18 protein-coding genes are annotated in these 25552 nt (G+C 70.1%); 15 read left to right on the forward strand and 3 right to left on the reverse strand.

Features of this window, described 5'->3' with window-relative positions:
• Nucleotides 1-63 precede the first annotated feature (63 nt).
• Nucleotides 64-408: a hypothetical protein gene (locus AAH991_RS05045; RefSeq protein ID WP_346224562.1), complete on the reverse strand. Its 345-nt coding sequence runs from the start codon at nucleotides 406-408 to the stop codon at nucleotides 64-66.
• A gap of 554 nt (nucleotides 409-962) precedes the next feature.
• Here AAH991_RS05045 and AAH991_RS05050 point away from each other — a divergent pair.
• From AAH991_RS05050 to AAH991_RS05060, 3 genes are read left to right on the forward strand one after another with little or no spacing between them, the layout of a single operon-like run.
• On the forward strand, nucleotides 963-1730 hold the full coding sequence (locus tag AAH991_RS05050) for an NUDIX hydrolase (RefSeq protein WP_346224563.1): 768 nt from the start codon (nucleotides 963-965) through the stop codon (nucleotides 1728-1730).
• Entirely contained in the window at nucleotides 1727-2884 is a 1158-nt protein-coding gene (locus AAH991_RS05055; RefSeq protein WP_346224564.1) for a 5'-methylthioadenosine/S-adenosylhomocysteine nucleosidase family protein, read from the forward strand. The genes AAH991_RS05050 and AAH991_RS05055 overlap by 4 nt, the downstream gene beginning before the upstream one ends.
• Complete coding sequence (locus AAH991_RS05060) at nucleotides 2881-4881, forward strand: hypothetical protein (protein WP_346224565.1); 2001 nt, start codon at nucleotides 2881-2883, stop codon at nucleotides 4879-4881. The genes AAH991_RS05055 and AAH991_RS05060 overlap by 4 nt, the downstream gene beginning before the upstream one ends.
• A 182-nt stretch (nucleotides 4882-5063) precedes the next feature.
• Here the strand turns inward: AAH991_RS05060 and AAH991_RS05065 are convergent, their stop codons facing one another.
• A complete protein-coding gene (locus tag AAH991_RS05065) occupies nucleotides 5064-6455 on the reverse strand; it encodes a glycoside hydrolase family 6 protein (protein ID WP_346224566.1) in 1392 nt (463 codons plus the stop codon).
• Nucleotides 6456-6742: 287 nt separating this feature from the next.
• Here AAH991_RS05065 and AAH991_RS05070 point away from each other — a divergent pair, with 287 nt between their 5' ends.
• From AAH991_RS05070 to AAH991_RS05100, 7 genes are all read left to right on the forward strand, one after another.
• Nucleotides 6743-8899, forward strand: coding sequence for a putative bifunctional diguanylate cyclase/phosphodiesterase (locus AAH991_RS05070; protein ID WP_346224567.1), 2157 nt, complete (start codon nucleotides 6743-6745; stop codon nucleotides 8897-8899).
• A 113-nt stretch (nucleotides 8900-9012) separates the two neighbouring features.
• Nucleotides 9013-9312, forward strand: coding sequence for an Asp-tRNA(Asn)/Glu-tRNA(Gln) amidotransferase subunit GatC (gene gatC / locus AAH991_RS05075; protein ID WP_030506108.1), 300 nt, complete (start codon nucleotides 9013-9015; stop codon nucleotides 9310-9312).
• Nucleotides 9309-10799 (forward strand): Asp-tRNA(Asn)/Glu-tRNA(Gln) amidotransferase subunit GatA, encoded by a 1491-nt coding sequence (gatA, locus tag AAH991_RS05080; protein ID WP_346224568.1) that lies wholly within the window; start codon nucleotides 9309-9311, stop codon nucleotides 10797-10799. The genes gatC and gatA overlap by 4 nt, the downstream gene beginning before the upstream one ends.
• Before the next feature lie 24 nt (nucleotides 10800-10823).
• On the forward strand, nucleotides 10824-12035 hold the full coding sequence (locus AAH991_RS05085; RefSeq protein ID WP_346224569.1) for an AAA family ATPase: 1212 nt from the start codon (nucleotides 10824-10826) through the stop codon (nucleotides 12033-12035).
• Entirely contained in the window at nucleotides 12035-12673 is a 639-nt protein-coding gene (locus AAH991_RS05090; RefSeq protein WP_346224570.1) for a DUF4276 family protein, read from the forward strand. Before AAH991_RS05085 ends, AAH991_RS05090 begins: the two co-directional genes overlap by 1 nt.
• A complete protein-coding gene (gene gatB / locus AAH991_RS05095; RefSeq protein WP_346224571.1) occupies nucleotides 12666-14174 on the forward strand; it encodes an Asp-tRNA(Asn)/Glu-tRNA(Gln) amidotransferase subunit GatB in 1509 nt (502 codons plus the stop codon). Before AAH991_RS05090 ends, gatB begins: the two co-directional genes overlap by 8 nt.
• A gap of 286 nt (nucleotides 14175-14460) precedes the next feature.
• Nucleotides 14461-16434: a VanW family protein gene (locus AAH991_RS05100; protein WP_346224572.1), complete on the forward strand. Its 1974-nt coding sequence runs from the start codon at nucleotides 14461-14463 to the stop codon at nucleotides 16432-16434.
• Here AAH991_RS05100 and AAH991_RS05105 read toward each other — a convergent pair whose 3' ends face one another.
• Complete coding sequence (locus AAH991_RS05105) at nucleotides 16435-17604, reverse strand: PQQ-dependent sugar dehydrogenase (protein ID WP_346224573.1); 1170 nt, start codon at nucleotides 17602-17604, stop codon at nucleotides 16435-16437.
• A 65-nt stretch (nucleotides 17605-17669) separates the two neighbouring features.
• Between AAH991_RS05105 and AAH991_RS05110 the strand changes: the two genes are divergently transcribed.
• From AAH991_RS05110 to ilvC, 5 genes are all read left to right on the forward strand, one after another.
• Nucleotides 17670-18590, forward strand: coding sequence for a 2-hydroxyacid dehydrogenase (locus AAH991_RS05110; RefSeq protein WP_346224574.1), 921 nt, complete (start codon nucleotides 17670-17672; stop codon nucleotides 18588-18590).
• Between the two features lie 300 nt (nucleotides 18591-18890).
• Entirely contained in the window at nucleotides 18891-21527 is a 2637-nt protein-coding gene (locus AAH991_RS05115; RefSeq protein WP_346224575.1) for a putative bifunctional diguanylate cyclase/phosphodiesterase, read from the forward strand.
• Between the two features lie 509 nt (nucleotides 21528-22036).
• On the forward strand, nucleotides 22037-23842 hold the full coding sequence (locus AAH991_RS05120) for an acetolactate synthase large subunit (protein ID WP_346224576.1): 1806 nt from the start codon (nucleotides 22037-22039) through the stop codon (nucleotides 23840-23842).
• A gap of 43 nt (nucleotides 23843-23885) precedes the next feature.
• Nucleotides 23886-24410, forward strand: coding sequence for an acetolactate synthase small subunit (gene ilvN / locus AAH991_RS05125; RefSeq protein WP_030506098.1), 525 nt, complete (start codon nucleotides 23886-23888; stop codon nucleotides 24408-24410).
• Nucleotides 24411-24526: 116 nt separating this feature from the next.
• On the forward strand, nucleotides 24527-25519 hold the full coding sequence (gene ilvC / locus AAH991_RS05130) for a ketol-acid reductoisomerase (protein WP_346224783.1): 993 nt from the start codon (nucleotides 24527-24529) through the stop codon (nucleotides 25517-25519).
• The last annotated feature ends 33 nt before the right edge of the window (nucleotides 25520-25552 follow it).

Consider the following 25552-nt stretch of genomic DNA (forward strand, 5'->3'; position numbering starts at 1 on the left):
GTTTGCGCATCGGACTCGCGGGCGTCACGGTATCCGCAGTCGATGCCACCGGATTCAATCCGATCAGGCGGAGCGCGGGAGGGGTTGCGCGAGTGCGCCAGGAGTGCCCAGCGAAGCTGCGCTGTCCTCCTCTGAGAGGCCGGTTTCCCGCAACTGCCTGCTCAGATGGCTGATCGTCTCCCGGTAAGTGGTCAGCTCCTTGGCGGAGACTCCGGGGAGTTCGAAGACGCATTCCACGGCCACGGGTACGTCAGTGGGTAGATCGAGGATGAAGTGCTTGATCGCCTCGACTTCTTCTCGGAGCTCCGCCAGAGTCTCTCCAGAGACACCCCCGGCAACGGGCGCGTCGATCGGATCCGCGCCCCAGACGATGGCTCCCGTGTCCAGGGCCCTCTCACGGATGACCATGAACCGCAGGCGATGCGTGGTCACTGAAGCCAGTCCTTCCCGAACACGTGCTCAAGGGCGTGTTCCAAGTCGTTGAGCTGCGTAGGTCGGATGGTCCGGACGGGACGACCGCACGGGCAACGACGATCTGAGTTTGGTCGTACAGCAAGACTAGACGAACGGTTCGCGTTGTCTCGGTCCAGTCGACTCGCAGTCCACAGTCCCGGGCGAGTTCATAGATCCTGTCCCGGATCTCAAGGTAGCTGCTCAACACACGGAAACCGTAACGACGATGTTGGCTCCGAGCTGGCCATATGCAAACGGATCTTTTTGCGGCCAGCGGCTCAGGCCGTACACGCCCTGACGTTTCACCGGCCTGGAGGGTGCGGGCCGCCTTCCGCGCACAGGTTTCCGCATCGCGCGGACGCAGGGGAAGTCTGCCCCGTCAATGACATCTCGCCTGCCGTACGACCCCAGCGGCAACGGCGGGGCCGCGCCGTGAGCCGCCTGACCAAGCGGGTAGTGAATGCTTCCCTGCACTTTCTGTCAGGTTGACAATAATCTAGCGTGTGCTCATGGACGACGACCGATGGGTGCCGCCGTGCGTTCTGCTCGCGGTCGACCTTGTGATCCTGACTCTGCGCGGCTCCCGCCTGCATGTGCTGCTCATCGAACGTGGTGTCGAGCCCTTTCGCGGTGCCCTGGCCCTGCCGGGAGGTTTTCTCCGTGATCAGGAGGAGGACATCGTCGCGGCGGCGCGCAGAGAGTTGTTCGAGGAGGCGGGACTCGCCGATGTGCCGCATTTGGAGGCGCTGGGGGTGTACGGCGAACCGGGCCGCGATCCTCGGGGGCGCGTGGTGTCGGTTGCTTATCTGGCGATCGCGCCGCGTCTGCCGCAACCCGTCGCTGGCACCGACGCGGCGGGCGCCTGCTGGAGGCCAGTGGAATATGCGCTGACCGCGAGTGCGGAGTTGGCGTTCGACCATAGCCGGATTCTCAAGGACGGTGTCGAACGGGCCCGCGTGAAGCTGGAGCATTCGGCACTCGCGACGGCCTTCTGCGGCGAGACGTTCACCATCTCGGAACTCCAGCAGGTCTACGAGGCGGTGTGGGGGGTCCAACTGGACCCCCGGAACTTCTACCGCAAGGTCCAGAGCGCACGAGGTTTCATCGTCGCGGCCGGTCCCATGCGGCGGACGGAGGGTGGCCGGCCCGCCCGGCTGTTCAAGGCAGGCCCGGTTCAGGCGCTCTACCCCCCGATGGTCCGTTCGGCACAAGCCGTCACTGAGGGACCGGACGGCCATAAGGCCCAAGTCACGCCCGAAGGAGGCACAGCCCCATGAACAAGAGGCGTCCCATCGTGTTCCTCACGGCGCTGGACCTTGAATACCAGGCCATCAGGGAGCACCTGACCGATGTGCGGCCGCATCGTCACCGTGCCGGTACACGTTTCGAGGTCGGCCGGCTCGCCAACGGCTGTCCGGCTGTCCTTGGGCTTGTGGGCAAGGGAAACCACCCGGCGGCGGTGCTCGCCGAGCGGGCCATCGCGGAGTTCGACCCGTTCGCCCTGCTATTCGTGGGGGTCGCCGGCGCCCTGTGGCCCCAGGTCGCTCTGGGCGACGTGGTGGTGGCGACTCACGTCTACGCCTATCACGGAGGCACCAGCGAGGATGACGGATTCAAGGCGCGTCCCCGTGTCTGGGAGATCTCGCACGAGTCGGATCAGATAGCTCGTCATCTCTACCGCGACGGCACCTGGATACGCCGCCTTCCCGACGACGTACCCGCTCCGAATGTGCGCTTCGGGCCGATCGCGGCCGGCGAGGTCGTGCAGGATTCCGCGATCTCCGCACACGCGCGGTGGGTTCGGCGCACCTACAACGATGCGCTCGCGATCGAAATGGAGGCGGCCGGGGCAGCGCAGGCCGCTCACCTGAACAGGTCGCTGCCGGTGGTCATCGTACGCGGCGTGAGCGACCGGGCGGACGGCACCAAGGCGACCACTGATGGCGCGGACTGGCAGCAGAAGGCGGTGGTGAACGCGGCGGCGTTCGCCACGGTACTGGCGGAGGAACTCGCTCGGGGATCACAGCATGGTCAGCCTGCCGGCATCGGAAACGCGGAGGATAAGCCGATGAGTGGAGAGATCAGGAATGTCGCCGGTGGCAACGCCTGGGTGGGCGTACAGGCCGGACACATCTACGGCGACGTTTCGCTCGGACGATCTCCGGAGTCCGGCCTCGATCCGGTGGCGCAACTCGCGGACCTTCACGCCCGGCTCAGAAGGGCCCGGACGGCGGGAGAAGTGGACGAGGACACCTTCGCCGCGGCGCAGGAGGAGCTCACGGTCGTCTCCGAAGCCCTGGAGGCGAGCACCGAGCAGGGCAAGAGCCGGGCGATGATCGCCCTCAAGAAGGTACGCGGTCTTCTGATGGACGTGGCGGACCTGGCGGCGAAGGTCACGGCCGTCATCGCCGCAATCAGGGGCGTCTTATGAACACTCCGGGTGGAACCACGACGAACATCGCGGACGGCGCGGCCACCGTCGGCGTCCAGGCGCAGACGGTGCACGCTGTCAACTTCTACGAAATCTTCTCCGGCGACTCGCCGCAGCGGAAGTTCGAGGTGGGCCTCCGTTATCTGCGCGGAGGGGTGCCCCCCAAGGCGAGGGAGCTCATCGGCGAAGCGGTCGCCGACGGCTATGTGACGAGCCAATCCTGTTTCTATCTGCTGCTCGCCCTGTTGAGCGGCCGGACGTTACAGCAGGTGCCGAAGGAAGACCTGGCCACGTTGTGTCTCGCCCAGGGGTGGAAGGTCGGGGGCGCCGACGAGTGGACCAGGGCGATCAGAGTGATCAGCCGTCTCCTGACGTCTCTGCAGAAAGGCGACCTCGATCCCCAGGCCGTCGAAGAAGAGCTCAACCGCCTGGGCCAGGTCCAAAGGGACGAGATCCAGCAGAATCTCGAGATGTTCCTGAACGGTTCCATTCAGGACGGTCTGTGGACGCGAGCGTTCGAGTCGGCGAGAAAAGACCGATGTGACCGGCGACGCCTCGACCGAATCTGGATGTTCTTCCAACCGGCTCCGGCTCATGCGCGGGTACGGATGCCGAGTCCAGTCGCGACCACGATCGGCGATTGGGGCCGCTCGATCGGGACCACGGCCCTGTCGCTGGCGGCCGTCTGCTTCGTCGGGGTCCTGGCGTGGCAGCGCGCCTGGCTGTCGACGCTCCCCGCCCTGGTGCTCTTCGGTGCCGGCTGCCATATGTGCTACCGGTACGGCGTTGCATGGCGATTCCTGATCGAACGTCGCCGAGCCAAGGACCGGGATCAAACGGCCACGAGGCCGGAGCCCGTCGTCTCGCCAGGTGGCTTCGCCGCCGGGATCGACCGACAGTTCGACGATTACTTCGCGAGGTACGTCCCGCGGAACACCGACAGGGCACAGTGGCTAACTCACACGGCCGGGATTCGGCAGACGCTGCGCGATGAGGTGGTCGAGATCTACCGCGAGGAAAGAGTCGATGCCAAACAGGTTGCCTGGCTCATCAGGCACCTCGTCGGTGACGTGAAACAGCGGTGGGAGAAAGGCACGCTGTGGGACTATCGCGACAGGCTCAGGGCCTCCCCGTCCACGAAAGGCCTGTTCATGCTCGGGGCCGCCGCTACGGCTACGGGCGGGGCGATGATGATCTGGGCCGGTCTGCACGTCCGGCCTCTGCACGCCGCGGCGGCCACGGTCGTCGCCGTGGCGGCCGGCCGGGTCTCCGTCCTGGGGTGGTTGCGCATCGTTCTGGAGCGCAGGAGACACGCCGCGGAGTCGGAAGATGCCCGGCGATCCCTGGCCCGTCGCACGGCCGCATACGAACGGTGGACCGCGAAGCTCGCGGACAAGCCGTCCGATCTGGAGATGGCTCACTGGCTGGACTGCGACCGCAAGGCGCTGATGGAGGAGGCGATGAGGCACTACAACCTCAAGCCGAGCGATGTCGTCGCCCATGCCTTCATCGAGGCGCCCGGCAGATACTACAAGCGGGCTCGGGTCAGAAAAGGACCCTGGCGGTATTCGAGATACCGGCTCCTGATCTTCCTGCTCACCGCGGACGGCGTACGGCAGATGACCGCCGACCTCGATCTCCTGAAGGTGAGCTTTCATGACAAAGGAAGGATTAACTACCGTTATGACGCCGTCGCCTCGGTCCACGTCACCGAAGCCGACAACGGTGGCAGGACGTTCGAGCTCACCCTCGTCAACGGCGATCCGATCAAGGTCGAGATGATCGATGCTCTCCAGGCCGTCATCGAACCGGGGGAGGACCCGCGATCCGTGTCGCAGGTGACGCTCGACGCCGCCGGGCTCGGAAACACCCTGCACGTTCTCGAGGGCGTCGCCGCCGAGGGAAAGGAATGGATCGGTCACGAGCGTAAGCGAGAGGAGGACGGCCTGGCCGCTCTCGCCGACGCCGTTCAAGGGGTACTCCCGCGGTACGAGTAGGACATACCGGCTCGCGTCCAGCGCCGCCCTGAAGAGCCGGGGCATGGGGAAAGTGCACGCCCTACTTTCAGGATGACGGGCCGCGACAGGCGGATCCTCCCGGGTCTTCAGGGCCGCTGCCTGGCCATAAGGACGTGCCGTACGGCTGGGGAGCCGTACGGCACGCCTGGACTACGCGGGGGTCAGGAGGTGGTGCAGACCAGGGGGGACGGAGTGGAGGGGGTCCCGCTGGAGCTGCCGAGGAAGCCGAACGTGGTGCTCGCGCCGGGGGCGAGGTTGCCGTTCCAGTTCAGGTTCGTGGCCGTGACGCTGCTGCTGCCGGTGAGGTTGGCGTTCCACGCCTGGGTGATGGACTGCCCGCCGGGCATCGTCCACTTCACGGTCCAGTTGTTGATCGCCGAGGAGCCCGCGCTGGTCACGGTGACCTCACCCTGGAAGCCGCCGCCCCACGAGTTGACGACCTTGTAGACCGCCGTACAGCCGCGGTTCCCCGTGAACGTCGGCGAGACCGACGGGGACGGCGAGGGCGACTGGGGCGCCGACGGCGAAGCCGAGGGGGACGGCGACGGCGAGGGCGACGGGGACTGGGGCGCCGACGGGGACACCGGCGGGGGGGTGTACGGGGCGGCGATCGCCAGGTCGTAGGCCCGCTGTGGCACGAACTGGCCCGCGGGCGCGATGCAGCCGTCGGACTCGCCCGGAGGCTTGACCCACAGGTACGCGGCGATCGCCGAGTCTCCGGTGTTCGTCGTGCTCCAGGCGCCGGTGGCGCGGCCGGCCGGGTCGCACCACTCGGTGCCGACCGGGCCGTTGCCGTTGCGGCTGGTGTCGATCACGGCCTTCAGCCAGGACAGTCCGGTGGCCGCGATCACGTTCTTGGCGTAGGAGACCGCGCCGGAGGTGAACCGGTAGTTGGAGACGTTGAGCGCGATGCCGTCCGCGCTGTTGGCGATGTCGGCGCCCCGCAGCCGGTTGGCCATGTCGGAGGCGCCCACCCACGCGTCGTTGCCCGCGTCGAAGAAGACCTTGACGTTCGGGGAGGTGGCCTTGAACTTCTTCCCGGCGTACGCCATCGAGGCCTGGACCTCGGCCTGCTGGGAGGAGTTCATGCAGTTCGGCATGATCGCCAGGGCGTCGGGCTCCAGGACGATGTAGGCCGGCCGCCCGCCCAGACCCGCGGCGACCTGGTCGATCCAGGCGCGGTACGACGCGTGGTCGGGCGCCCCGCCCGCGCTCGCGCCGCCGCAGTCGCGGTTCGGCATCTCGTACACGACCATGATCGGAATCTTGCCGGCCGCCGCTGCGGCGCCCACGTACGCGTCGACCTGGCTGCGCACTGCGGAGGGGTTGTAGCTGGCGAACCACCGGCCCTGCGGGACGGCCGCGATGCGGTCCCTGATCACGGCGGCTTTGCTGTCGTTGGGGTTGGCGGCCACCCATTTGGCCGCGCTGGTGTTCGGGTCCACGTAGAAGGCGGAGTCGGCGGCCTGCGCGGCGGAGGAGGCGAGCACGGACGCTCCCACCGCGGCCGTGGCGACCGCTGTGAGCACAGCCGCCGTCAATCTGCGAGACATGGAAATACTCCGTCCGGTAATGTGGGAGCGCTCCCACAGTTCTCTCGGATGGTAGGGAGCCGACAGCGGGTCCAAGAAGGGCCGCTCGTAATTCGTACGGACGGCCAACCAAATAGGCGCAGGCGGGCGGGGGAGTGGACCTGTGGAGCACTTGAAACTTTCACCACAAGTCCGGTCAGGCCGTGATATCTCCAGAAATCATGGTGACGCAGTGTGCCCAAGCGGTTTCGCGAAGTGGCCCAGAGGCCGTACCCTCCCATAGTGACCTCTTGGGGGGTTTCTTACCGATGACGCTTTCACGCGGTCTCATGCCGCTCGCCGGGGTGCCACGCGTCCTCCTGCCCGCCGTCGACCTGGGCGACCTGTCCACGCCCGTCGACACCCGGGACACCGGACCGCGCCCGGGCTCGCCCCTGTGGGCCTATCTCACCGCGGTCACCGCCGTCGGCGTCACCGCACTGGTGATCGCGCAGGTGCGGCTCGGCTTCGGCGAGCTGGGCGAGGTGGCCCGCGCTCCGCTGTTCTGGATGCTGACCGTCCTGGTGGTGCTGGGCGAGCTGCGCCCGGTCATGTTCAGCTCCTCGACGCTCGTCGGGGGCACGCCGGCCTCCACGATGTTCACCTTCGCCGTGCTGATGCACCAGGGCCTGCCGACGGCGGCGCTGATGCAGGCGATCGCCGTCGTGGTCAGCGGCCTGGTGCACCGCAGGGCCTGGCACCGGGTGTCGTTCAACCTCGCCCAGGTGACCCTGGCCTGCGTGGCCGCGGCCGCGGCCTTCGCCGCGTTCGGCGCGCATCCCGCTCCCGGCACGCCCTGGACGCCCGACGGCGGCGACATCCCCGCCATCGCCGTGGCCGCCGGGGCGTACTTCGCGGTCCGCGCGATCCTGGTCTGCCAGGCGGTGGCCCTGCACGAGCGCCGGCCGCTGGCCCGGGTGATGAAGGCGTCCATCGGCCCGCAGGCCCTCGTCTACGGCGCGCTGCTCGGCCTCGCGCCGCTGGTGGTCGTCGTGATGGCGCACTCCACGGCCCTGGTCCCCCTGTTCGTCGCGCCGCTGGCCGCCGTTTACTTCACCGCGACGCTCTCGCTGCGCCGCGACCACCAGGCGACCCACGACGGGCTCACCGGCCTGCCGAACCGCAAGATGCTCATCCTGCGTACCGAGGAGGCCCTGGCCGAGGCGCGCGAGCACGAGCGGGTGGGACTGCTGCTGCTCGACCTCGACCGCTTCAAGGAGGTCAACGACACGCTCGGCCACCCGGTCGGCGACCGGCTGCTGCAGATCGTGGCCCACCGGCTCACCCACAGCGTGCGGCCCGGAGACGTGGTGGCCCGCCTCGGCGGGGACGAGTTCGCGGTGCTGCTCCCGTCGATCAGGGACGCGCACGCGGCCAAGGAGGTCGCCTCGCGGCTGCGGGTCGCGCTGACCGAGCCGGTACGTCTCGAGGGCATGACCTTCGATCTCGACGCGTCGATCGGCATCGCGCTATACCCCGACCACGCGCCCGACTTCGAGCTGCTGATGCAGCGTTCCGACGTGGCGATGTACCTGGCCAAGGAGGGCCGCACCGGCGTCGAGTTCTACCTGCCGGGCAAGGACCGCAACTCGCCGGAACGGCTGAGCCTGCTCGGCGATCTGCGGCGCGCGATCGACGCCGACGAGCTGGAACTCCACTATCAGCCCAAGGTGAGCCTCGAGGACGGCAGGGTCGAGAGCGTCGAGGCGCTGCTGCGCTGGTGGCATCCGGTGCGCGGGCCGATCTCACCCGCCGAGTTCATCCCGCTGGCCGAGCAGTCGTACCTGATGCGCGAGCTCACCCAGCACGTCATCGGCCACGCGCTGCGGCAGGCGGCCCGGTGGTGGCACGCGGGCGTCGACGTGCCGGTCTCGGTCAACGTGTCGGCCCGCGACCTGCTGGACTCGAGCCTGCCCGAGCAGCTGGAGTCCGGGCTGGAGAAGCTGGAACTGCCGCCCCAGGCCATCCGGCTGGAGGTCACCGAGCGCATCCTCATGACCGACCAGGCCTACAGCGCCGACACGATCCGCACCCTGGCCGGCCTCGGCATCCAGCTGGCCCTGGACGACTTCGGCACCGGCTACTCCTCGCTCGTCCGTCTCCAGCGGCTCCCGGTCTCCGAAGTGAAGATCGACGCGTCGTTCGTCCGGCGGCTCGGGGAGTCCCCGGACGACGAGCGCATCGTCCGCTCGATCATCGACCTCGTACGGTCCCTCGGGCTGAGGTCGGTCGCCGAGGGGGTCGAGTCGCCGGAGATCGCGACGCTGCTGCGGGACATGGGCTGCCAGGCGGGCCAGGGGTGGTGGCTGGCCAAGCCCATGCCGGCCAGTGAGGCGACCACCTGGCTGCGCGGCCGGCTCAGCGCGGCCTTCCGGGACCGTGGGAGCGACGGCGCCCCGTCCCGCGCCGCACTGACCCCTCCGTGATCCGGTCGCCGCATTAAGACCATGTGACGCGGCGTCGTCGGGTCGGCCGCGCTCGGCGACGAGCCCTAGGATGGGTAGGTCCAATCTCCATCATGAAACGGGTTCGACGACTCATGTCCGCCATAACCCGCGATGAGGTCGCTCACCTCGCCCGGCTGTCCCGGCTGGCACTGGCCGACGACGAGCTCGACCACTTCGCCGCCCAGCTCGACCAGATCGTCGGCGCCGTCGCCCGCGTCGCTGAGGTGGCGGCCGACGACATCCCGCCGTCCTCGCACGCGCTTCCGCTGACCAACGTGTTCCGGCCCGACGACGTACGGCCCGGCCTCACGCCCGAGGGCGCCCTGTCCGGCGCGCCCGCGGTGGAGGACGACCGCTTCCGCGTGCCGCGGATCCTCGGGGAGGAAGAATGAGCCTGATTCGCAAGACCGCCGCCGAGCTCGGCGCGCTGGTCGCCTCCCGGGAGGTCACCGCCGTCGAGGTCGCCCAGGCCCACCTCGACCGGATCGCCGAGGTCGACGGCCGGGTCAACGCCTTCCTGCACGTCGACGCCGAGTCCGCGCTGGCACAGGCCCGCACGGTCGACGAGCGCATCGCCGCGGGCGAGACGCTCGGCCCGCTCGCCGGGGTCCCGGTCGCGCACAAGGACGTGTTCACCACGACCGGCATGCCGACGACCGCCGGCTCGAAGATCCTCGAAGGCTGGCGCCCGCCGTACGACGCGACCGTGACCCGCCGCCTGCGCGAGGCGGGCCTGGTGATCCTCGGCAAGACCAACCTGGACGAGTTCGCCATGGGGTCTTCCACGGAGAACTCGGCGTACGGCCCGACCCGCAACCCCTGGGACCTGGACAGGATCCCGGGCGGCTCGTCGGGCGGCTCGTCGGCCGCGGTGTCCGCCTACGAGGCGCCGTTGTCCACCGGCACCGACACCGGCGGCTCGATCCGCCAGCCCGCCGCGGTCACCGGCATCGTCGGCATGAAGCCGACGTACGGCGGCTCGTCCCGCTACGGGCTGATCGCGTTCGCGTCCTCGCTGGACACGCCCGGTCCGTTCGCCCGCAACGTGCTCGACGCGGCGCTGCTGCACGAGGCGTTCTCCGGCCACGACCCGCTCGACTCGACCTCGATCGACGCGCCGGTCCCGCCGGTCGTCGAGGCCGCGCGCCAGGCCGACGTGGCGGGCATGCGGGTCGGCGTGGTCAAGGAGTTCGGCGGGGAGGGCTACCAGCCCGGCGTCCTCGCCCGGTTCCAGGAGGCCGTCGACCTGCTGGAGTCGCTCGGCGCCAAGGTCGTCGAGGTCTCCTGCCCGACCTTCTCCTACGCGCTGCCCGCGTACTACCTGATCGCGCCGTCGGAGTGCTCGTCCAACCTGGCCCGCTTCGACGCCATGCGGTACGGCCTGCGCGTCGGCGACGACGGCACCCGCAGCGCCGAGGAGGTCATGGCGCTCACCCGGGCGGCCGGTTTCGGGCCCGAGGTCAAGCGGCGCATCATGCTCGGCACGTACGCCCTCTCGTCGGGCTACTACGACGCCTACTACGGGCAGGCCCAGAAGGTCCGCACGCTGATCATGCGGGACTTCGAGGCGGCCTTCCAGCAGGTGGACGTGCTGGTCTCGCCGACCACGCCGACCACGGCGTTCCCGATCGGGGAGCGGGCCGACGACCCGATGGCGATGTACCTCGCCGACCTGTGCACGATCCCGACCAACCTGGCCGGCAACGCGGCGATCTCGGTGCCCTGCGGCCTCGCCGACGAGGACGGCCTTCCGGTCGGACTGCAGGTCATGGCCCCGGTCCTGGCCGACGACCGCTGCTACCGGGTCGGCGCGGCCGTGGAGAAGGCCTACGAGAGCCGGTGGGGCGGCTCGCTGCTGTCCCGCGCGCCCGCGCTCTAGTCGCGAGGGGAGGGGAACGGCGGCATGATCACCCGCATCGAGATCGACGGCTTCAAGTCGTTCGAGAACTTCGCGCTGGATCTGCCTCCGTTCCTCGTGCTCATCGGCGCCGACGCCAGCGGCAAGTCGAACCTCCTCGATGCGCTGACGTTCGTCGCGACCGCGGGGACCCGCGGAGTGGACGCGGCGGTGTCGGAGGTGCGCGGCGACGCGCGAGGACTCTTCCGCAAGCGTGGCGACGGCACCCGCGTCGACCGGATGCGTTTCGCTCTGGAACTCCTTCTCCCGGCGCGGCGCTCTTCGCCGAGCAGTCGCTGGCGTTGGGAGGTGCGATTCGCATGGGCGGTGCCCGAAGGCGAGCTCGAAGGGATCACGATCGAGACGCAGCGGCTCGTCTCGTTGTCGCCGCCGGACCGTGTCATTCCCCTCATGGAGGGCGAGTGGGTCGTGCCGGAGGGAAGGTCCGCGCTGGAGTACTTCTCCGGTTCTCACAAGCCGGACGGGGAGATCGTACGGCGGATCGAGCACGAACTCGCCGAGGTCAGGTCCCTGCATCTGGAAGCGGGCTCCCTGAGTGGGGCGAGTGAGCTCGGCGGACCCCGTCGTCTGGACTCCACCGGTCGAAATCTTCCGAACTACCTGAGATTTCTGGCGCGTGAGACGGCGTCGGAGAACAGGCCGCTCGGCGTGGTCGGCGAAATCAAGATGCACCTCGTCGGACCGGTCAGGGAGATCAGCGACTTCGAGATCGTCGAGGACGAGCGCCGCAGGGACGTCAGGCTCGAGTTCGCCTCGCCCTACGATCGGGGGCTGGACGCTGAGTTCGCCTCTGACGGCACGCTGCGCATGCTGGCCATCCTGGCCGCGTTGCACGACGGTGGAACCGCCGTCATCGAGGAGCCGGAGAACGGCGTCTTCCCGGAGAGACTCCGTCAGCTGCTCGGTCTGGCCCGGGAGTTGGTGACGGACGAAGGCGAAGCAGTGACGTCCCGCCTGGACCGGCCTCTGCAGCGGCAGGCCCTGTTCACCGGTCACTCCCCGGTGGTGCTCGACGCGGTACCGCGGGAGAACATCGCGTTCCTCGACATGACCACCGTCCTGGAGGGCGGGGTCGCCAGCCGGGTGCGGCGGCTGAGGGAGAATGCCGGGCCGGTACGCGTGGACGGCGAGCGATGGCCGCGCGTCACGGACTCGGAGCTCGACAGATTCCGTGCCGGGGTGGAGGAACCGGTCTGATGCGGAGCCTGAGCTGCGTTCTCGTCAGGGAGGGACCGTCGGATGACTGGTTTCTGCCGATCCTGCTGCGCCGAGCCCTGGAGGAACTCGTCATCGAGAACTTCCCGGCCTGCCGGGAGGTGCAGGAGGTGCGCCCCCTTCCTGAGGCGGGCAACCAGCACCCGGAGACCGTGATCAAGACGTCGGAGCTGGAGCGGGGCACGTTCGACGTGCTTCTTCACCACCACGACGGCGCTTCGCCGGCGCAGTCGGAACTCGTCGTCGGGCGGATGCGGCAGGCGTGGAACGCGAGCGTGTTCCGGGAGCCTCTGGTGGCCGTCGTGCCGATGCGGGAGACGGAGACCTGGCTGCTCGCCGGCCGGACGGCCCTGGTCAGGGCGCTCAACCTGCGTAGGCTCGACCGGGAGCCCGTCTCGGGCTCGGGGGTCGAGGCCTGCCCCGATCCCAAGGCGACGATCGCGACGTTGCCGAGGGACGAGGCCGGGATGAACCCGAAGAAGAAAGGCGTTCTCCGGAACTTCTATCTGTCGGTGGCGGAGACCGCCGGCATCGCTGAACTGCGGAAGGTGCCCGCCTTCCAGCAATGGTGGAATGACATGATCGAAGCATTGGAAGGACTGGGTTACCAGCATGGCTGATACCGCGACGCTCATGCCGTACGACGAGGCGCTGGAGCGCTTCGAGCCGGTGCTGGGGCTGGAGACGCACGTCGAACTGGGCACCGACTCGAAGATGTTCTGCGGCTGCCCGACGACCTTCGGCGCGCCGCCGAACACGCACGTCTGCCCGGTGTGCCTGGCGCTGCCCGGCTCGCTGCCGACGGCCAACGAGAAGGCGATCGAGTCGACGATCCGGATCGGCCTCGCGCTGAACTGCACCATCGCGAAGTGGTGCCGATTCGCCCGGAAGAACTACTTCTATCCGGACATGCCGAAGAACTACCAGATCAGCCAGTACGACGAGCCGCTGTGCACGGACGGCTATCTGGACGTCGAGGTGAACGGCCAGATCGTCCGCGTGGAGATCGAGCGGGTGCACCTGGAGGAGGACACCGGCAAGTCCACCCACGTCGGCGGTGCGACCGGGCGGATCCACGGCGCCGACTACTCGATCGTCGACTACAACCGGGCCGGCATCCCGCTCGTCGAGATCGTGACCAAGCCGATCGCGGGCACCGACCGGCTCGCCCCCGAGGTCGCCCGCGCGTACGTCACCGAGCTGCGCGAGGTGATGCGCTCGCTCGGCGTGTCCGACGTGCGGATGGAGCAGGGGTCGCTGCGCTGCGACGTGAACGTCTCGCTCATGCCGCGAGGCTCGGCCGAGTGGGGCACCCGTACGGAGACCAAGAACGTCAACTCGCTGCGCAGCGTCGAGCGGGCGGTGCGGGGCGAGATCGAGCGCCAGGCGGCCATCCTCGCCGGGGGCGGCCGGATCGTGCAGGAGACCCGCCACTTCCACGAGGACACCGGGCAGACGACCTCCGGGCGGTCGAAGGAGGAGGCGCAGGACTACCGCTACTTCCCCGAGCCCGACCTGCTGCCGATCGCGCCCGACCCGGCCTGGGTCGAGTCGCTGAAGGCCGCGCTGCCCGAGCTGCCGTCGGCGCGGCGCAAGCGGCTCCAGCAGGAGTGGGGCGTGTCCGACCTCGACATGGCCGCCATGCACAACGCCGACGCGATCGACCTGGTCGAGGCGACGGTGGCCGCGGGCGCTCCCGCCGCCGACGCGCGCAAGTGGTGGATGGGCGAGCTGGCCCGGCGGGCCAACGAGTCGGCCACGGCGCTCGCCGACCTGCCGATCACCCCGGCACAGGTCGCCCGGGTGACCGAGCTGGTCGCCTCCGGCGCCCTGAACGACAAGCTGGCCCGCCAGGTGCTGGAGGGCGTGCTCGCCGGCGAGGGCGGCCCGGACGAGGTCGTGGACAAGCGCGGGCTCCAGGTCGTCAGCGACGAGGGTGAGCTGTCGGCGATCATCGACCAGGTGCTGGCGGACAACGCCGACGCCGCCGAGAAGGTGCGCGGCGGGAAGATCGCCGCCGTGGGCGCGCTGGTCGGCGGCGTGATGAAGGCCAGCCGGGGCAAGGCGGACGCGGGCCGGGCCCGTGAGCTGATCCTGGAGAAGCTCGGCGTCCAGGGCTAGGGACACGACCTGGGAGATCGCCCGGCGAGCGCAGGCCCTTCCGCGAGGCGCCGCCGGGGTCACCCGCGGGAGAACGGCCGGCCACGGTTCCGCGTGGCCGGCCGCCGGGCTGAGCCGGCCCTGCCTGCGCCGGCTGGTCTGGGCTCCGGCCGGTCTGGCCGGTCTGGCCGGTCTGGCCGGATGCAGCCAGGCAAGGCCCGGAAGGTGTCGCTTCGGGACATATCCAGCGGAGGGTGTTTTAGGGTTAACTGATCGAAGTTGACCTTGAGCTGGAGGAGACCGAGGCGTGCGCAACGCCGGAGCGTCCGTCGACCCGCCCACGGATCCATCCGGGGCGGCGTCCGCTCCTCCGCACAAACATCCGGTGCGCCGCGTCACCTCGCTGCCCCGCGGGGTCTCGGCCCTTCCCCGGGGTGTGTCGGCCGACATCTTCGCGGAACCCTCCGCCCCCGCCGTCCCGGTCGCGGCCAAGCCGTCCGGTGGCGGGAGCATCCCGCCGCCGGCTCCGCCGGTCGAGCCGTGGCGGGTGCCGGAGCGCCCGGTGCGCGAGGAGCCCGTCGTCGTCCCCCCGGCGGACCTCGGAGACCTGCTCGACCCCGTTCCGCGCAGTCGTACGCTCCGCCGTGCGCTGATCGGCCTGGCGGCGCTGCTCCTGGCGCTCTATCTCGTGCCGGCCGTCTCCATGGCGGGGAAGGTCCTGCCCGGCACCACGGTGCTCGGCGTCGACATCGGCGGGCAGAGCGCGACCGAGGCCGTCGCCACGCTGCGCGAACGCTTGTACGCCCAGACGAGGACTCCGCTGATCGTGCGGCAGGGCACCCGCCGCCTGACCGTCGACCCGGTGCAGGCCGGTCTCACGCTCGACGCCGAGGCCACGGTCCGCGCCGCGCGGGCGGGCTTCCCCAGCCCGCCGCAGGTGTGGAGCGCGCTGACCGGCAGCCGTGAGGTGCGGCCCGTGGTGTCGGTGGACCAGCGCAAACTCGACGAGACGGTGGCCAGGACCATCGTCGCGCCGCTGGAGAACCCAAGGCGTGAGGGCGACGTCTCGTTCGACGGGGTCACCCCGGTCCCGACCTATCCGCGACCCGGCAGGGTCGTCGACAGGAGGGCGACGGCCGACCAGATCGTCAGGGGCTACCTCGACCCGGACGTCGTGGTCGTGGTGCCCACGATGCGGGATCTGCCGCACATCACCCGTGCCGAGGTGCGGCGCGCCCTGCGCTGGGCGGGCCGGGCGGTGGCCGCGCCCCTGACCCTGACCAACGGGACCGCCTCCGTCAGCCTGTCGCCGGCCACACTGGCGCGGCACCTGACGTTCGAGCCCGAAGGCGTGCTCCTGCGGCCGCGCTTCGACGCCGAGGCGGCGATCGCCGGTGTCGAGCCCGCGCTGGTCGGTCCCACGCGGGTCGCCCGCGACGCCACCTTCACGATCAAGGGCGGTCGCCCGGCCCTGGTCCCCGGCAGGCCGGGCGACCGGGTGGACACCGGCCGCCTCGCCGCCGACGTGCTCACCGCCCTCGACCGCGGCGGCCGTACGGTGGCCGTGCAGGTCGTGCACGGGCCGCCGCGGGTCACCGACGAGGACGCGCGGCGGATGGGGATCCAGGAGAAGGTCGGCGGCTTCACCACCTCCTACGCCTGCTGCGCCCGGAGCGCGGGCAACATCCGCGCCGCCGCGGCGCTCCTCGACGGCCGCGTGGTGGAACCGGGGGAGACGTTCTCGTTCAACGAGGTCGTCGGCCCGCGCACCGCGGAGGCGGGATTCGACGGCATCGGCCCCACGATGATCCGCGGCAGGGCCGGCACCGACGCGACGGGGATGACACAGGTCGCGACCACCATGATGAACGCGGTGGTCCGCGCCGGGCTGCGGGTCGTCGAGCACACCCCGCCCGAGGTCCACGCCTCTCACCTGCCGGTCGGCACCGAGGCCGCGGTGTCCTTCCCCGGCCCCGACCTGCGGTGGAAGAACGACTCGCCGTACGGCGTGCTCGTCCGGGCGTCCGCCGACGGCACGTCGCTGACCGTGACGCTGTGGAGCACCAGGCGATACGAGGTGGACCTGCAGGAGCCGGTCGTCGCCCAGCGGGTGGCGCTGCCTCCGCTGATCCGTCAGGGGCCCGGATGCGTGGCGGCGCAGGGGCAGCCCGGCTTCACCGCCACGGTGACGCGGGTGCTGCGGCAGGACGGCGAGGTGGTCTCCCGGCAGACCTTCCGCACCTCCTACCGCGCCCAGGCCGGGGTCGTCTGCTCCGGCTGATCAGGACGAGGGCCGCACCACCAGGATGCGGTCGTCGCCGTCCTTCGGAGAACCCCGCCCGTCCCGGTTGCTGGTGCTCACCCACAGAGTGCCGTCGGGCGCGGCGGCCACCGCGCGCAGCCTGCCGTACTCGCCGGAGTACAGCGCGGCCGGGCGGCCGGCGCGGCCCGACGCGTCCACCGGGACCCGCCACAGCCGCTCGCCGCGCAGCGCGGCGGCCCACAGGGCCCCCCGGGCGTACGCGAGGCCGGACGGCGACGCCTCGGAGGTCGGCCAGGTGAGCAGGGGATCGGTGTACCCGGACCGGCCGCCCACCCCCTCGACCTCCGGCCACCCGTAGTTGCGGCCCTTCTCGATGAGGTTGATCTCGTCGTAGGTGTTCTGGCCGAACTCGGTGGCGTACATGTGCCCCCGGTCGTCCCACGCGAGGCCTTGCACGTTGCGGTGGCCGTAGGACCACACCAGCGTGCCGAAGGGGTTGCCCGGGGCGGGCCGGCCGTCCGTCGTCATCCGCAGGATCTTGCCGCCCAGTGAGTTCCTGTCCTGTGCCATCCCGCGCTCGCCGGTCTCCCCGGTCGAGGCGTACAGGTAGCCGTCGGGGCCGAAGGCGAGGCGGCCCCCGTTGTGGATGCCCCCCTTGGGGATCCCGCTGACGATCACCTCGCGGTCGGCGAGCCGCCCGTCGTAGCGGTAGCGGACGATCCGGTTGTCGTCCCCCGCCGTGAAGTAGACGAAGACGGAGCGGTCGGTGGCGTAACGGGGCGAGACGGCCACGCCCAGCAGGCCGCCCTCGCCGCTCGCCGACACGCCCTCGATCACGCCGATCTCGCGGACCTCGCCGCGCGGCGTGACCCGCAGCAGCCGCGCCGAGTCGCGCTCGGTCACCAGCGCGTCGCCTCCGGGCAGGAACGCGATCGCCCAGGGCACCGCCAGGCCGGTGACCAGCGTGCGCGGCCGGGCCGGGGTGACGTCCGTCTCATCGCCACCGGTGGTAGCGCCCGTTGTGATGCTCGCGGTGGTGCTCGTTGTGGTGCTCGTGGCGGGGAGCGGCGGGGGAGTCCTGCCCCCGCCCGCGCCGCCCGGCGCGCACGCCGTGGCCGTGGTCAGAAGCGCCGCCGACGAAAGGGCCGCCGCCAGGAGCGTGCTCGCCGTGCCATGCCTGTCCGCCATCCCCGTTGACCTCCTCATGGACCCATACTCGCGGGCGGGGGCGCAGGTTCCCTAGGTTGTTGCTCGTGAAGATCTGGGTCGCATCACAGGACATCGCCGACGCCCTCTCCGACCTCCCCGAGGGGCTCCCTGCCCTCGACTGCGCCGTGTACGACGGAAGGACGCCGCCGCCCGGCCCGCCGGAGGAGGTGGAGATCTGGGTGCCTCCGCTGGTCCCGGTGCCGGACACCGCCGGTCTGCTGGGCCGTATGACCGGCCTCCGCCTGCTGCAGACCGTGACGGCGGGGGTCGAGCCCTACCTGCCGCACGTGCCGCCGAAGGCGGTCCTGTGCAACGCCCGCGGCGTCCACGACGCGGGCACGGCCGAGTGGGCGGTGGGCGCGATGATCGCGGTGCTGCGGGAGTTCCCCGGCTTCGCGGCCGCGCAGGCCAGACGCGAGTGGGACTACCGCCACACCGGCGTCCTCGCCGACTCCACCGTGCTGATCGTCGGCTACGGTTCGATCGGCGAGGCGCTCGAACGGCGTCTGGCCGGGTTCGAGGTGGAGATCGTGCGGGTGGCGCGCACGGCCCGGGAGGGCGTCCACGGCCAGGACGAACTGCCGGCGCTGCTGCCCGCCGCCGACGTGGTCGTGCTGCTGGTGCCCGCCACGGCCGGGACGGCCGGCCTGGTCGACGCCCGGTTCCTCGCCCGGATGAAGGACGGCGCGCTGCTGGTGAACGCCGCCCGCGGATCGGTCGTGGACACCGGCGCGCTGCTGGCCGAGCTGCGGTCGGGCAGGCTGCTGGCGGCGCTCGACGTCGCCCCCGTCGAGCCGCTGCCCCCCGATCACCCGCTCTGGACCGCACCGGGGGTCTTCATCACCCCGCACATCGCCGGCAGCACGCCCGCGTCCGTACGGCGTACGCGGAGGCTGGTGCGGGAACAGGTCGTGCGTCATCTGACGGGCCGGCCACTCGCTAACATGATCACTGGGCATTACTGACCGCTCCATTAAGGATTCCGGAACGTGGCTGCCTCGTGACCTGGGGTGCGTACGCTGAAGCTCAGCGTGCGCGGCTGGTTATCAGATCGGTGACGACTCGCCCGTTGTCCCCCTCTCGATCAGCGGCTGTGCGCACACTGGCAATGTGACAGGGAGAGTAAAGCCGAGTCGAGAACGGGAGGGGCAGTGACGGCACACCCCACCGGATCCGGCGACGCTGAGACGACTCCGGCCTCCGCCGAAACCCCGGAGGACACGACGGCCGATGGTGAAGCGGCGACAGGTGTAGAGGCGACGCACGTGAACGTCAGGCGTGACCCCCGGGTCCCAGTCACCACCGCTGCCGGGCTCGGCGCGGTGGCGGTCGTCGTGGCCCTGCTCACCGGAGGCTCGGCGCCGGTCGTGACCGCGGTCGCGGGGGTCGTCACCGGCCTGCTCGCGGCGACCTCGCTGATCATGGCCGCCACCCGCGTCGTCCCCGCCCACCGGCGCCAGCCAGGCGCCTGGCGCTGGATGGCCGCCGGGTCGCTGACCTGGCTCCTCGGCGTCGGCCTGCGGCCCGTGGCGGACGGCACGCCGTTCGTGCTCACGTTCGCCGACCTGCTCATGCTCGTCGGCTCCGTGCTGCTCGCGATCGGCTGCGGGCTGTCGGTGAAACCACCCGCGTTCACGCGCGGGGTGATACGCCAGGCGGCCGACGCCTACCTCGGCGCGGCGTCGGTCTTCGCCGTGGCCTGGGTCGCCGTGCTCGGCCCGGCCTTCAGGAAGGCGGAGGACACCGGCGCGTTCTTCGTCGCGCTCGCGCTGCCCGTGGTCTGCCTGCTCGCGACCTGTGCGGTGACACCGGCCGTGGTGGCGTCACGGTCGGGCAACCGGGTGGTCGGGCTCACCGGCGTCGGCGTGCTCACCGCGATAACGGTCGCGGAGATGGCGACGGCCCTGTCCCGTCTCGGCGGCGACGCCCCGCCGCTCGCGGCCGGGCTCGTCGTCCCGGCGATGCTGCTCGTCCTCGCGGTCACCCCATGGGTGCAGGAGGTCCGGCCGGCCAGGCCGCTGCCCGCCGCGCTGACGGCCGCCACCCCGCTGGTGCTCGTCGCCGCCGCCACGGTGATCGCCACCCTGTACGTGATCGGCGGCAGCCGCGACGCCGCCCTGGCGGTCGTGGCCGCCTCGGTCGTCCTCGTCCTGCTCGGCCGGCTGTTCGTGCTCCTGGTCGAGACCGCGGGCATGCGCCGCCTCGTCGACGTCGGCGAGCAGCAACTGCGCAGGCTCGCCGAGAACACCGGAGACGTCGTGCTCGTGTGCGACCCCGGCGGAGTCGTCCAGGAGGTCGGTCCCGGCCTCGAGACGACGTACGGCTACTGCCCCGAGGACCTCGTCTTCCGGCCGATCTTCGACTACATCCACCCCGAGGACCTGCCGGCCGTACAGGCCCTGCTCGACCGCATGACGGACGAGGACGACGGTCCCGAGCAGGAGGGCGGCACCCGGATCTCCTGCCGGTTCCGGGCCTCCGACGGCACCTGGCGGCCCACGGAGACCGTCGCCGCCCGCCACGTACGCGACGACGACCTCGTCCTGGTCACGATCCGAGACCTCAGCGACCAGGTGGCCCTGCGCAACCAGGTCACCCACCTGACCTTCCACGACGGGGTCACCGGGCTGCCCAACCGGGCCTACTTCGAGGAGCGCGCCCGCGACGTGCTCACCCGCCGCGGCGCCGGCGGGACCGCGGTCATCTTCCTGGACCTCGACGGCTTCACCTCCGTCAACGACTCCGTCGGCCACGCCAGCGGCGATCACCTGCTCGGCCAGGCCGCCCGCCGCCTGCGCTCGGCCGTACGGGCCGACGACACCCTCGCCCGGTGGGGCGGGGACGAGTTCGCGGTCCTGCTGGAGGGCGGCGCGTCCGGCGGCACCGACGCGCAGACCGCCATCGACCTGGCCGAACGGCTGGTCCGCGCGGTCTCCAACGAGCCGTTCCGGGTGGCGGACCGGGACGTCGCGCTGACGGCCAGCGTCGGCGTGGCGTTCGCCGAGGAGGATCTGCCCCCCGGAGACCTGCTGCGCAACGCCGACGTGGCGATGTCGCGGGCCAAGGAGCTGGGCGGGCGCCGGGTGGAGGTGTTCGCCACCCACATGCACGCGGACGTCCTGCGCCGCCTGGAGATCGCCTCCGACCTGCAGCGGGCGCTGCTGGAGAACCAGTTCGCGATCGAGTACCAGCCCGTGGTCGACCTGGCCACGTCACAGGTGACCGCCGTCGAGGCACTGGTGCGCTGGTGGCGGGGCGGCACGTTCGTGCCGCCGGAGCAGTTCCTCGGGGCCGCCGAGGACACCGGGATCATCGTGCCGCTCGGCGAGTGGATCCTGCGCGAGGCGTGTCGCGAGGTCGCCGCCTGGCGCGCGTCGTCCTGGGACATCGGGCTGGCGCTCAACCTGTCCGCGCGGCAGATCATGGCCCCGCGCTTCGTGGAGACCGTGGCCGAGGCGCTGAGCGAGAGCGGGCTGCCCGCTAGCGTGCTGACGCTCGAGGTCATCGAGGAGATGCTGGTCGACGACGCCGGGGACATGATCAGCAGGCTGTCGGAGCTGAGGGCCCTCGGCGTACGGCTGGCCATCGACGACTTCGGCACCGGTTACGCGTCGCTCGCGTTCCTGCGCCAGCTGCCGGTCGACATGATCAAGATCGACCCGTCGTTCGTCTCCGGGCTCGGCCGCGACGACACGCTGACCCTGCTGACGAAGACGATCGTGCAACTCGGCAACGACCTCGGCCTGATCGTCGTCGCCGAGGGCATCGAGCGTCCCGAGCAGCTCGACCTGCTGCGCAAGATGGGCTGCACGCGCGGCCAGGGTTACCTGGTGGCCCGTCCCATGGCCGCACGCGGCGTCGACTCCCTGATGCCCACCACCACCCTCCAGAACACCGCCTAGCCCCCACCCATATCGTGATCTTGTAGTTTGTCGCACGTGGGGTTGCTCGCCAGGGTGTTCGCCTTTGGTGATCATGCAGTTCTCCCGCGTACACTCATTCTGACCTGCGGGTTCTCTGTTTGCGATCTTGCACTTCGGTAGACGTCTTTCGTGTGCAAGATCACGAACGGTGAGCGCCCTGGTCATCCCACGCTCTGGGGAATCTGTGCATGATCACGGGGTGAAGATGTGCAGGTCGGCTCCGGTTCCTGCGACAAACCGCATGATCACGAGGGGAGCTTGCCCGGCTCGCCGACCCTCTCTGCGACAAACTACAAGATCGCGGTCGTGGGGGGTGTCTTGGATGGCGAGACGGGCGTCCCAGATGATTTGACGCGGAGGCGGTCCATCGGACATCGTGTAGCCATGCATAGCGGTGGGATTCTCGTAGTACTTCGCAGGCGCGCAGCCTGACGAAGCACTCGGTCCTGCGCGCGCCCCAGCTCCGCACAGCGGATGGGGCATTTTTTATGCCAGAAGCCACGCCAAGCAGCCCAGCCACAGCAAGCTCAGCCACAAGGAACGAGCCGATGACCGAGAAAATGACAGGTGCCCAGGCCCTCGTGCGGGCGCTGGAGCAGGTCGGGGTCGACACGGTGTTCGGGATCCCGGGCGGCGCCATCCTCCCCGCCTACGATCCCCTCTACGACTCGACCAAGGTTCGGCACGTGCTTGTACGGCACGAGCAGGGCGCCGGCCACGCGGCCGAGGGCTACGCGCAGGCGACCGGCAGGGTCGGCGTGTGCATGGCCACCAGCGGCCCGGGGGCGACCAACCTGGTCACCCCGATCGCGGACGCCTACATGGACTCGGTGCCGATCGTCGCGATCACCGGCCAGGTCGCCACGCCGCTGATCGGGACCGACGCGTTCCAGGAAGCCGACATCTCCGGCATCACGATGCCGATCACCAAGCACAACTTCCTGGTCACCAAGGCCGAGGACATCCCGCGGACCATCGCCGAGGCGTTCCACGTCGCCTCCACCGGCCGCCCCGGGCCGGTCCTCGTGGACATCGCCAAGGACGCCCTGCAGGCCACGACCACCTTCTCCTGGCCGCCGGTCATGCAGCTGCCCGGCTACCGCCCGGTGACCCGGCCGCACTCCAAGCAGATCCGCGAGGCCGCCCGGCTGATGAGCGAGGCGAAGCGGCCGGTGTTCTACGTCGGCGGCGGCGTGCACAAGGCCCGGGCCGCGGCCGAGCTGCTGGAGCTGGCCGAGCTGACCGGCATCCCGGTCGTCACCACGCTCATGGCACGGGGCACCTTCCCCGACAGCCACCCCCAGCACATGGGCATGCCCGGCATGCACGGCAGCGTGTCCGCGGTCGGCGCCCTGCAGCGCTCGGACCTGCTGATCGCGCTCGGCACCCGCTTCGACGACCGGGTGACCGGGCAACTGTCCAGCTTCGCGCCGCACGCCAAGGTGATCCACGCCGACATCGACCCGGCGGAGATCTCCAAGAACCGGCACGCGGACGTGCCGATCGTGGGCGACTGCCGCGAGGTGATCGGCGACCTGATCACGGCGGTGCGGGCCGAGCAGGCCGAGGGCCGCAAGGGCGACTACGCCGACTGGTGGCGGATCCTGAACGGCTACAAGGAGACCTACCCGCTGGGCTACGAGGAGTTCGCCGACGGGTCGCTGGCCCCGCAGTACGTGATCGAGCGGCTCAGCGCGCTGGTGGGCCCCGACGCGATCTACACCGCGGGCGTGGGCCAGCACCAGATGTGGGCCGCGCAGTTCATCCGGTACGAGAACCCCGGGACGTTCATCAACTCCGGCGGGGCCGGCACGATGGGCTTCTCGGTTCCGGCCGCGATGGGCGCCAAGATGGGCTGCCCGGACAAGGTCGTGTGGGCGATCGACGGCGACGGCTGTTTCCAGATGACCAACCAGGAGCTGGCCACCTGCGCCATCGAGGGTGTGCCGATCAAGGTGGCCGTCATCAACAACGGTAACCTCGGCATGGTCCGCCAGTGGCAGACGCTGTTCTACGACGAGCGTTACTCCAACACCGACCTGCAGCGCGTCAAGCGGATTCCGGACTTCGTGAAGCTCGCCGAGGCGTACGGTTGTGTCGGCCTGCGGTGCGAGCGTCCGGAGGACGTGGACGAGACCATCCGCAAGGCCATGGAGATCAACGACGTGCCGGTCGTGGTGGACTTCGTCGTGCACCAGGACGCCATGGTCTGGCCGATGGTCGCCGCCGGCACCAGCAACGACGACATCAAGTACGCCCGCGACATGGCGCCGAACTGGGAGGGCGGAGAATGAGCCCCGCCCGGAGCGACAACGACCAGCAGTGCGAGGAGAAGGCATGAGTCGCCACACGCTGTCCGTTCTGGTGGAGAACAAGCCGGGCGTGCTGGCCCGGGTCGCCGCCCTCTTCAGCCGGCGCGGCTTCAACATCGACTCGCTGGCCGTCGGCCCCACCGAGCACGACGACATCTCGCGGATGACCATCGTCGTGAACGTGGAGGACCTCCCGCTGGAGCAGGTCACCAAGCAGCTCAACAAGCTGGTCAACGTCATCAAGATCGTCGAGCTCGACAACAGCCAGTCGGTGCAGCGCGAGCTGATGTTGATCAAGGTGCGGACCGACTCCGAGAGCCGGTCCCACGTCCTCGAACTCGTGAACCTCTTCCGGGCGCGCTGCGTGGACGTTGCCCCGGACGCGGTCACGATCGAGGTCACCGGGACGACCGACAAGCTGGAGGCGTTCGTCCGGGTCCTTGAGCCGTACGGCATCAAGGAGCTCGTGCAGTCGGGCATGGTGGCCATCGGCCGCGGTGCCCGTTCCATCACCGACCGCTCGCTTCGCGCCCTCGACCGCAGCGCATAGGAGTGCGGACGAATGCCGCCCGGCGCGCAGCTGGGCGGCATTCGACCGACACGACCTAGCTCCTACGGCAGGCACGTCGCGACGGACAACCCGTGAAAGGCAAGCAAGTGACTGAGATCTTCTACGACGACGACGCCGACCTGTCGATCATCCAGGGTCGCCATGTCGCGGTGCTGGGGTACGGCAGCCAGGGCCACGCGCACGCGCTGAGCCTGCGCGACTCGGGCGTGGACGTCCGGGTCGGCCTGCCCGAGGGCTCCAAGAGCCGGGAGAAGGCCGAGGCGGACGGGCTGCGCGTGCTGTCGCCGGGCGAGGCCGTCGAAGAGGCCGACCTCACGATGATCCTCGCGCCGGACCACATCCAGCGGCACCTGTACGCCGAGCACGTCGCGCCGAACCTCGTCGAGGGCGACGCGCTGTTCTTCGGCCACGGTCTCAACATCCGTTACGGCCTCATCGAGGCTCCGGCGGGCGTCGACGTCGCGATGGTGGCGCCGAAGGGCCCGGGTCACCTGGTCCGCCGTCAGTACGCCGCCGGCCGTGGCGTGCCCTGTCTGGTCGCCGTCGAGCGTGACGCCACCGGCAACGCCTGGCCGCTCGTGCTGTCGTACGCCAAGGGCATCGGCGGCACCCGCGCCGGCGCGCTGAAGACCACCTTCACCGAGGAGACCGAGACCGACCTGTTCGGCGAGCAGGCCGTGCTGTGCGGCGGCGTCTCCGAGCTGATCAAGGCCGGGTTCGAGACCCTGATCGAGGCCGGCTACCAGCCGGAGGTCGCCTACTTCGAGTGCCTCCACGAGATGAAGCTGATCGTGGACCTGATGTACGAGGGCGGCGTCTCCAAGATGTACTGGTCGGTGTCCGACACCGCGGAGTACGGCGGCTACACCCGCGGCCCGCGCGTGGTCAACGAGGAGACCAAGAAGGAGATGCGCCGCATCCTGGACGAGATCCAGGACGGCCGCTTCGCGCGCGAGCTGGTCGAGGAGTTCGACTCCGGCCAGACCAACTTCAAGCGCCACCGCGAGGAGCTGGCGGTCCACCCGATCGAGCAGACCGGTGCCAAGCTCCGCCCGATGATGAGCTGGCTCAAGGGCGAGCAGGCCTGACGGTCGCGAACGCGTCCGTGACCGCGGCGCCGC

This window comes from Microbispora sp. ZYX-F-249, assembly GCF_039649665.1.
GTDB classification, from domain to species: Bacteria; Actinomycetota; Actinomycetes; order Streptosporangiales; family Streptosporangiaceae; genus Microbispora; species Microbispora maris.

Coding starts and splice junctions, on each gene's coding strand:
- gatA (WP_346224568.1), top strand. CDS start 9,309: ATGAGCCTGATTCGCAAGACCGCCGCCGAGCTCGGCGCGCTGGTCGCC.
- AAH991_RS05050 (WP_346224563.1), top strand. CDS start 963: ATGGACGACGACCGATGGGTGCCGCCGTGCGTTCTGCTCGCGGTCGAC.
- AAH991_RS05045 (WP_346224562.1), bottom strand. CDS start 408: ATGGTCATCCGTGAGAGGGCCCTGGACACGGGAGCCATCGTCTGGGGC.
- ilvN (WP_030506098.1), top strand. CDS start 23,886: ATGAGTCGCCACACGCTGTCCGTTCTGGTGGAGAACAAGCCGGGCGTG.
- AAH991_RS05065 (WP_346224566.1), bottom strand. CDS start 6,455: ATGTCTCGCAGATTGACGGCGGCTGTGCTCACAGCGGTCGCCACGGCC.
- AAH991_RS05120 (WP_346224576.1), top strand. CDS start 22,037: ATGCCAGAAGCCACGCCAAGCAGCCCAGCCACAGCAAGCTCAGCCACA.
- AAH991_RS05070 (WP_346224567.1), top strand. CDS start 6,743: ATGACGCTTTCACGCGGTCTCATGCCGCTCGCCGGGGTGCCACGCGTC.
- AAH991_RS05090 (WP_346224570.1), top strand. CDS start 12,035: ATGCGGAGCCTGAGCTGCGTTCTCGTCAGGGAGGGACCGTCGGATGAC.
- AAH991_RS05085 (WP_346224569.1), top strand. CDS start 10,824: ATGATCACCCGCATCGAGATCGACGGCTTCAAGTCGTTCGAGAACTTC.
- AAH991_RS05105 (WP_346224573.1), bottom strand. CDS start 17,604: ATGGCGGACAGGCATGGCACGGCGAGCACGCTCCTGGCGGCGGCCCTT.
- AAH991_RS05060 (WP_346224565.1), top strand. CDS start 2,881: ATGAACACTCCGGGTGGAACCACGACGAACATCGCGGACGGCGCGGCC.
- gatB (WP_346224571.1), top strand. CDS start 12,666: ATGGCTGATACCGCGACGCTCATGCCGTACGACGAGGCGCTGGAGCGC.
- gatC (WP_030506108.1), top strand. CDS start 9,013: ATGTCCGCCATAACCCGCGATGAGGTCGCTCACCTCGCCCGGCTGTCC.
- AAH991_RS05055 (WP_346224564.1), top strand. CDS start 1,727: ATGAACAAGAGGCGTCCCATCGTGTTCCTCACGGCGCTGGACCTTGAA.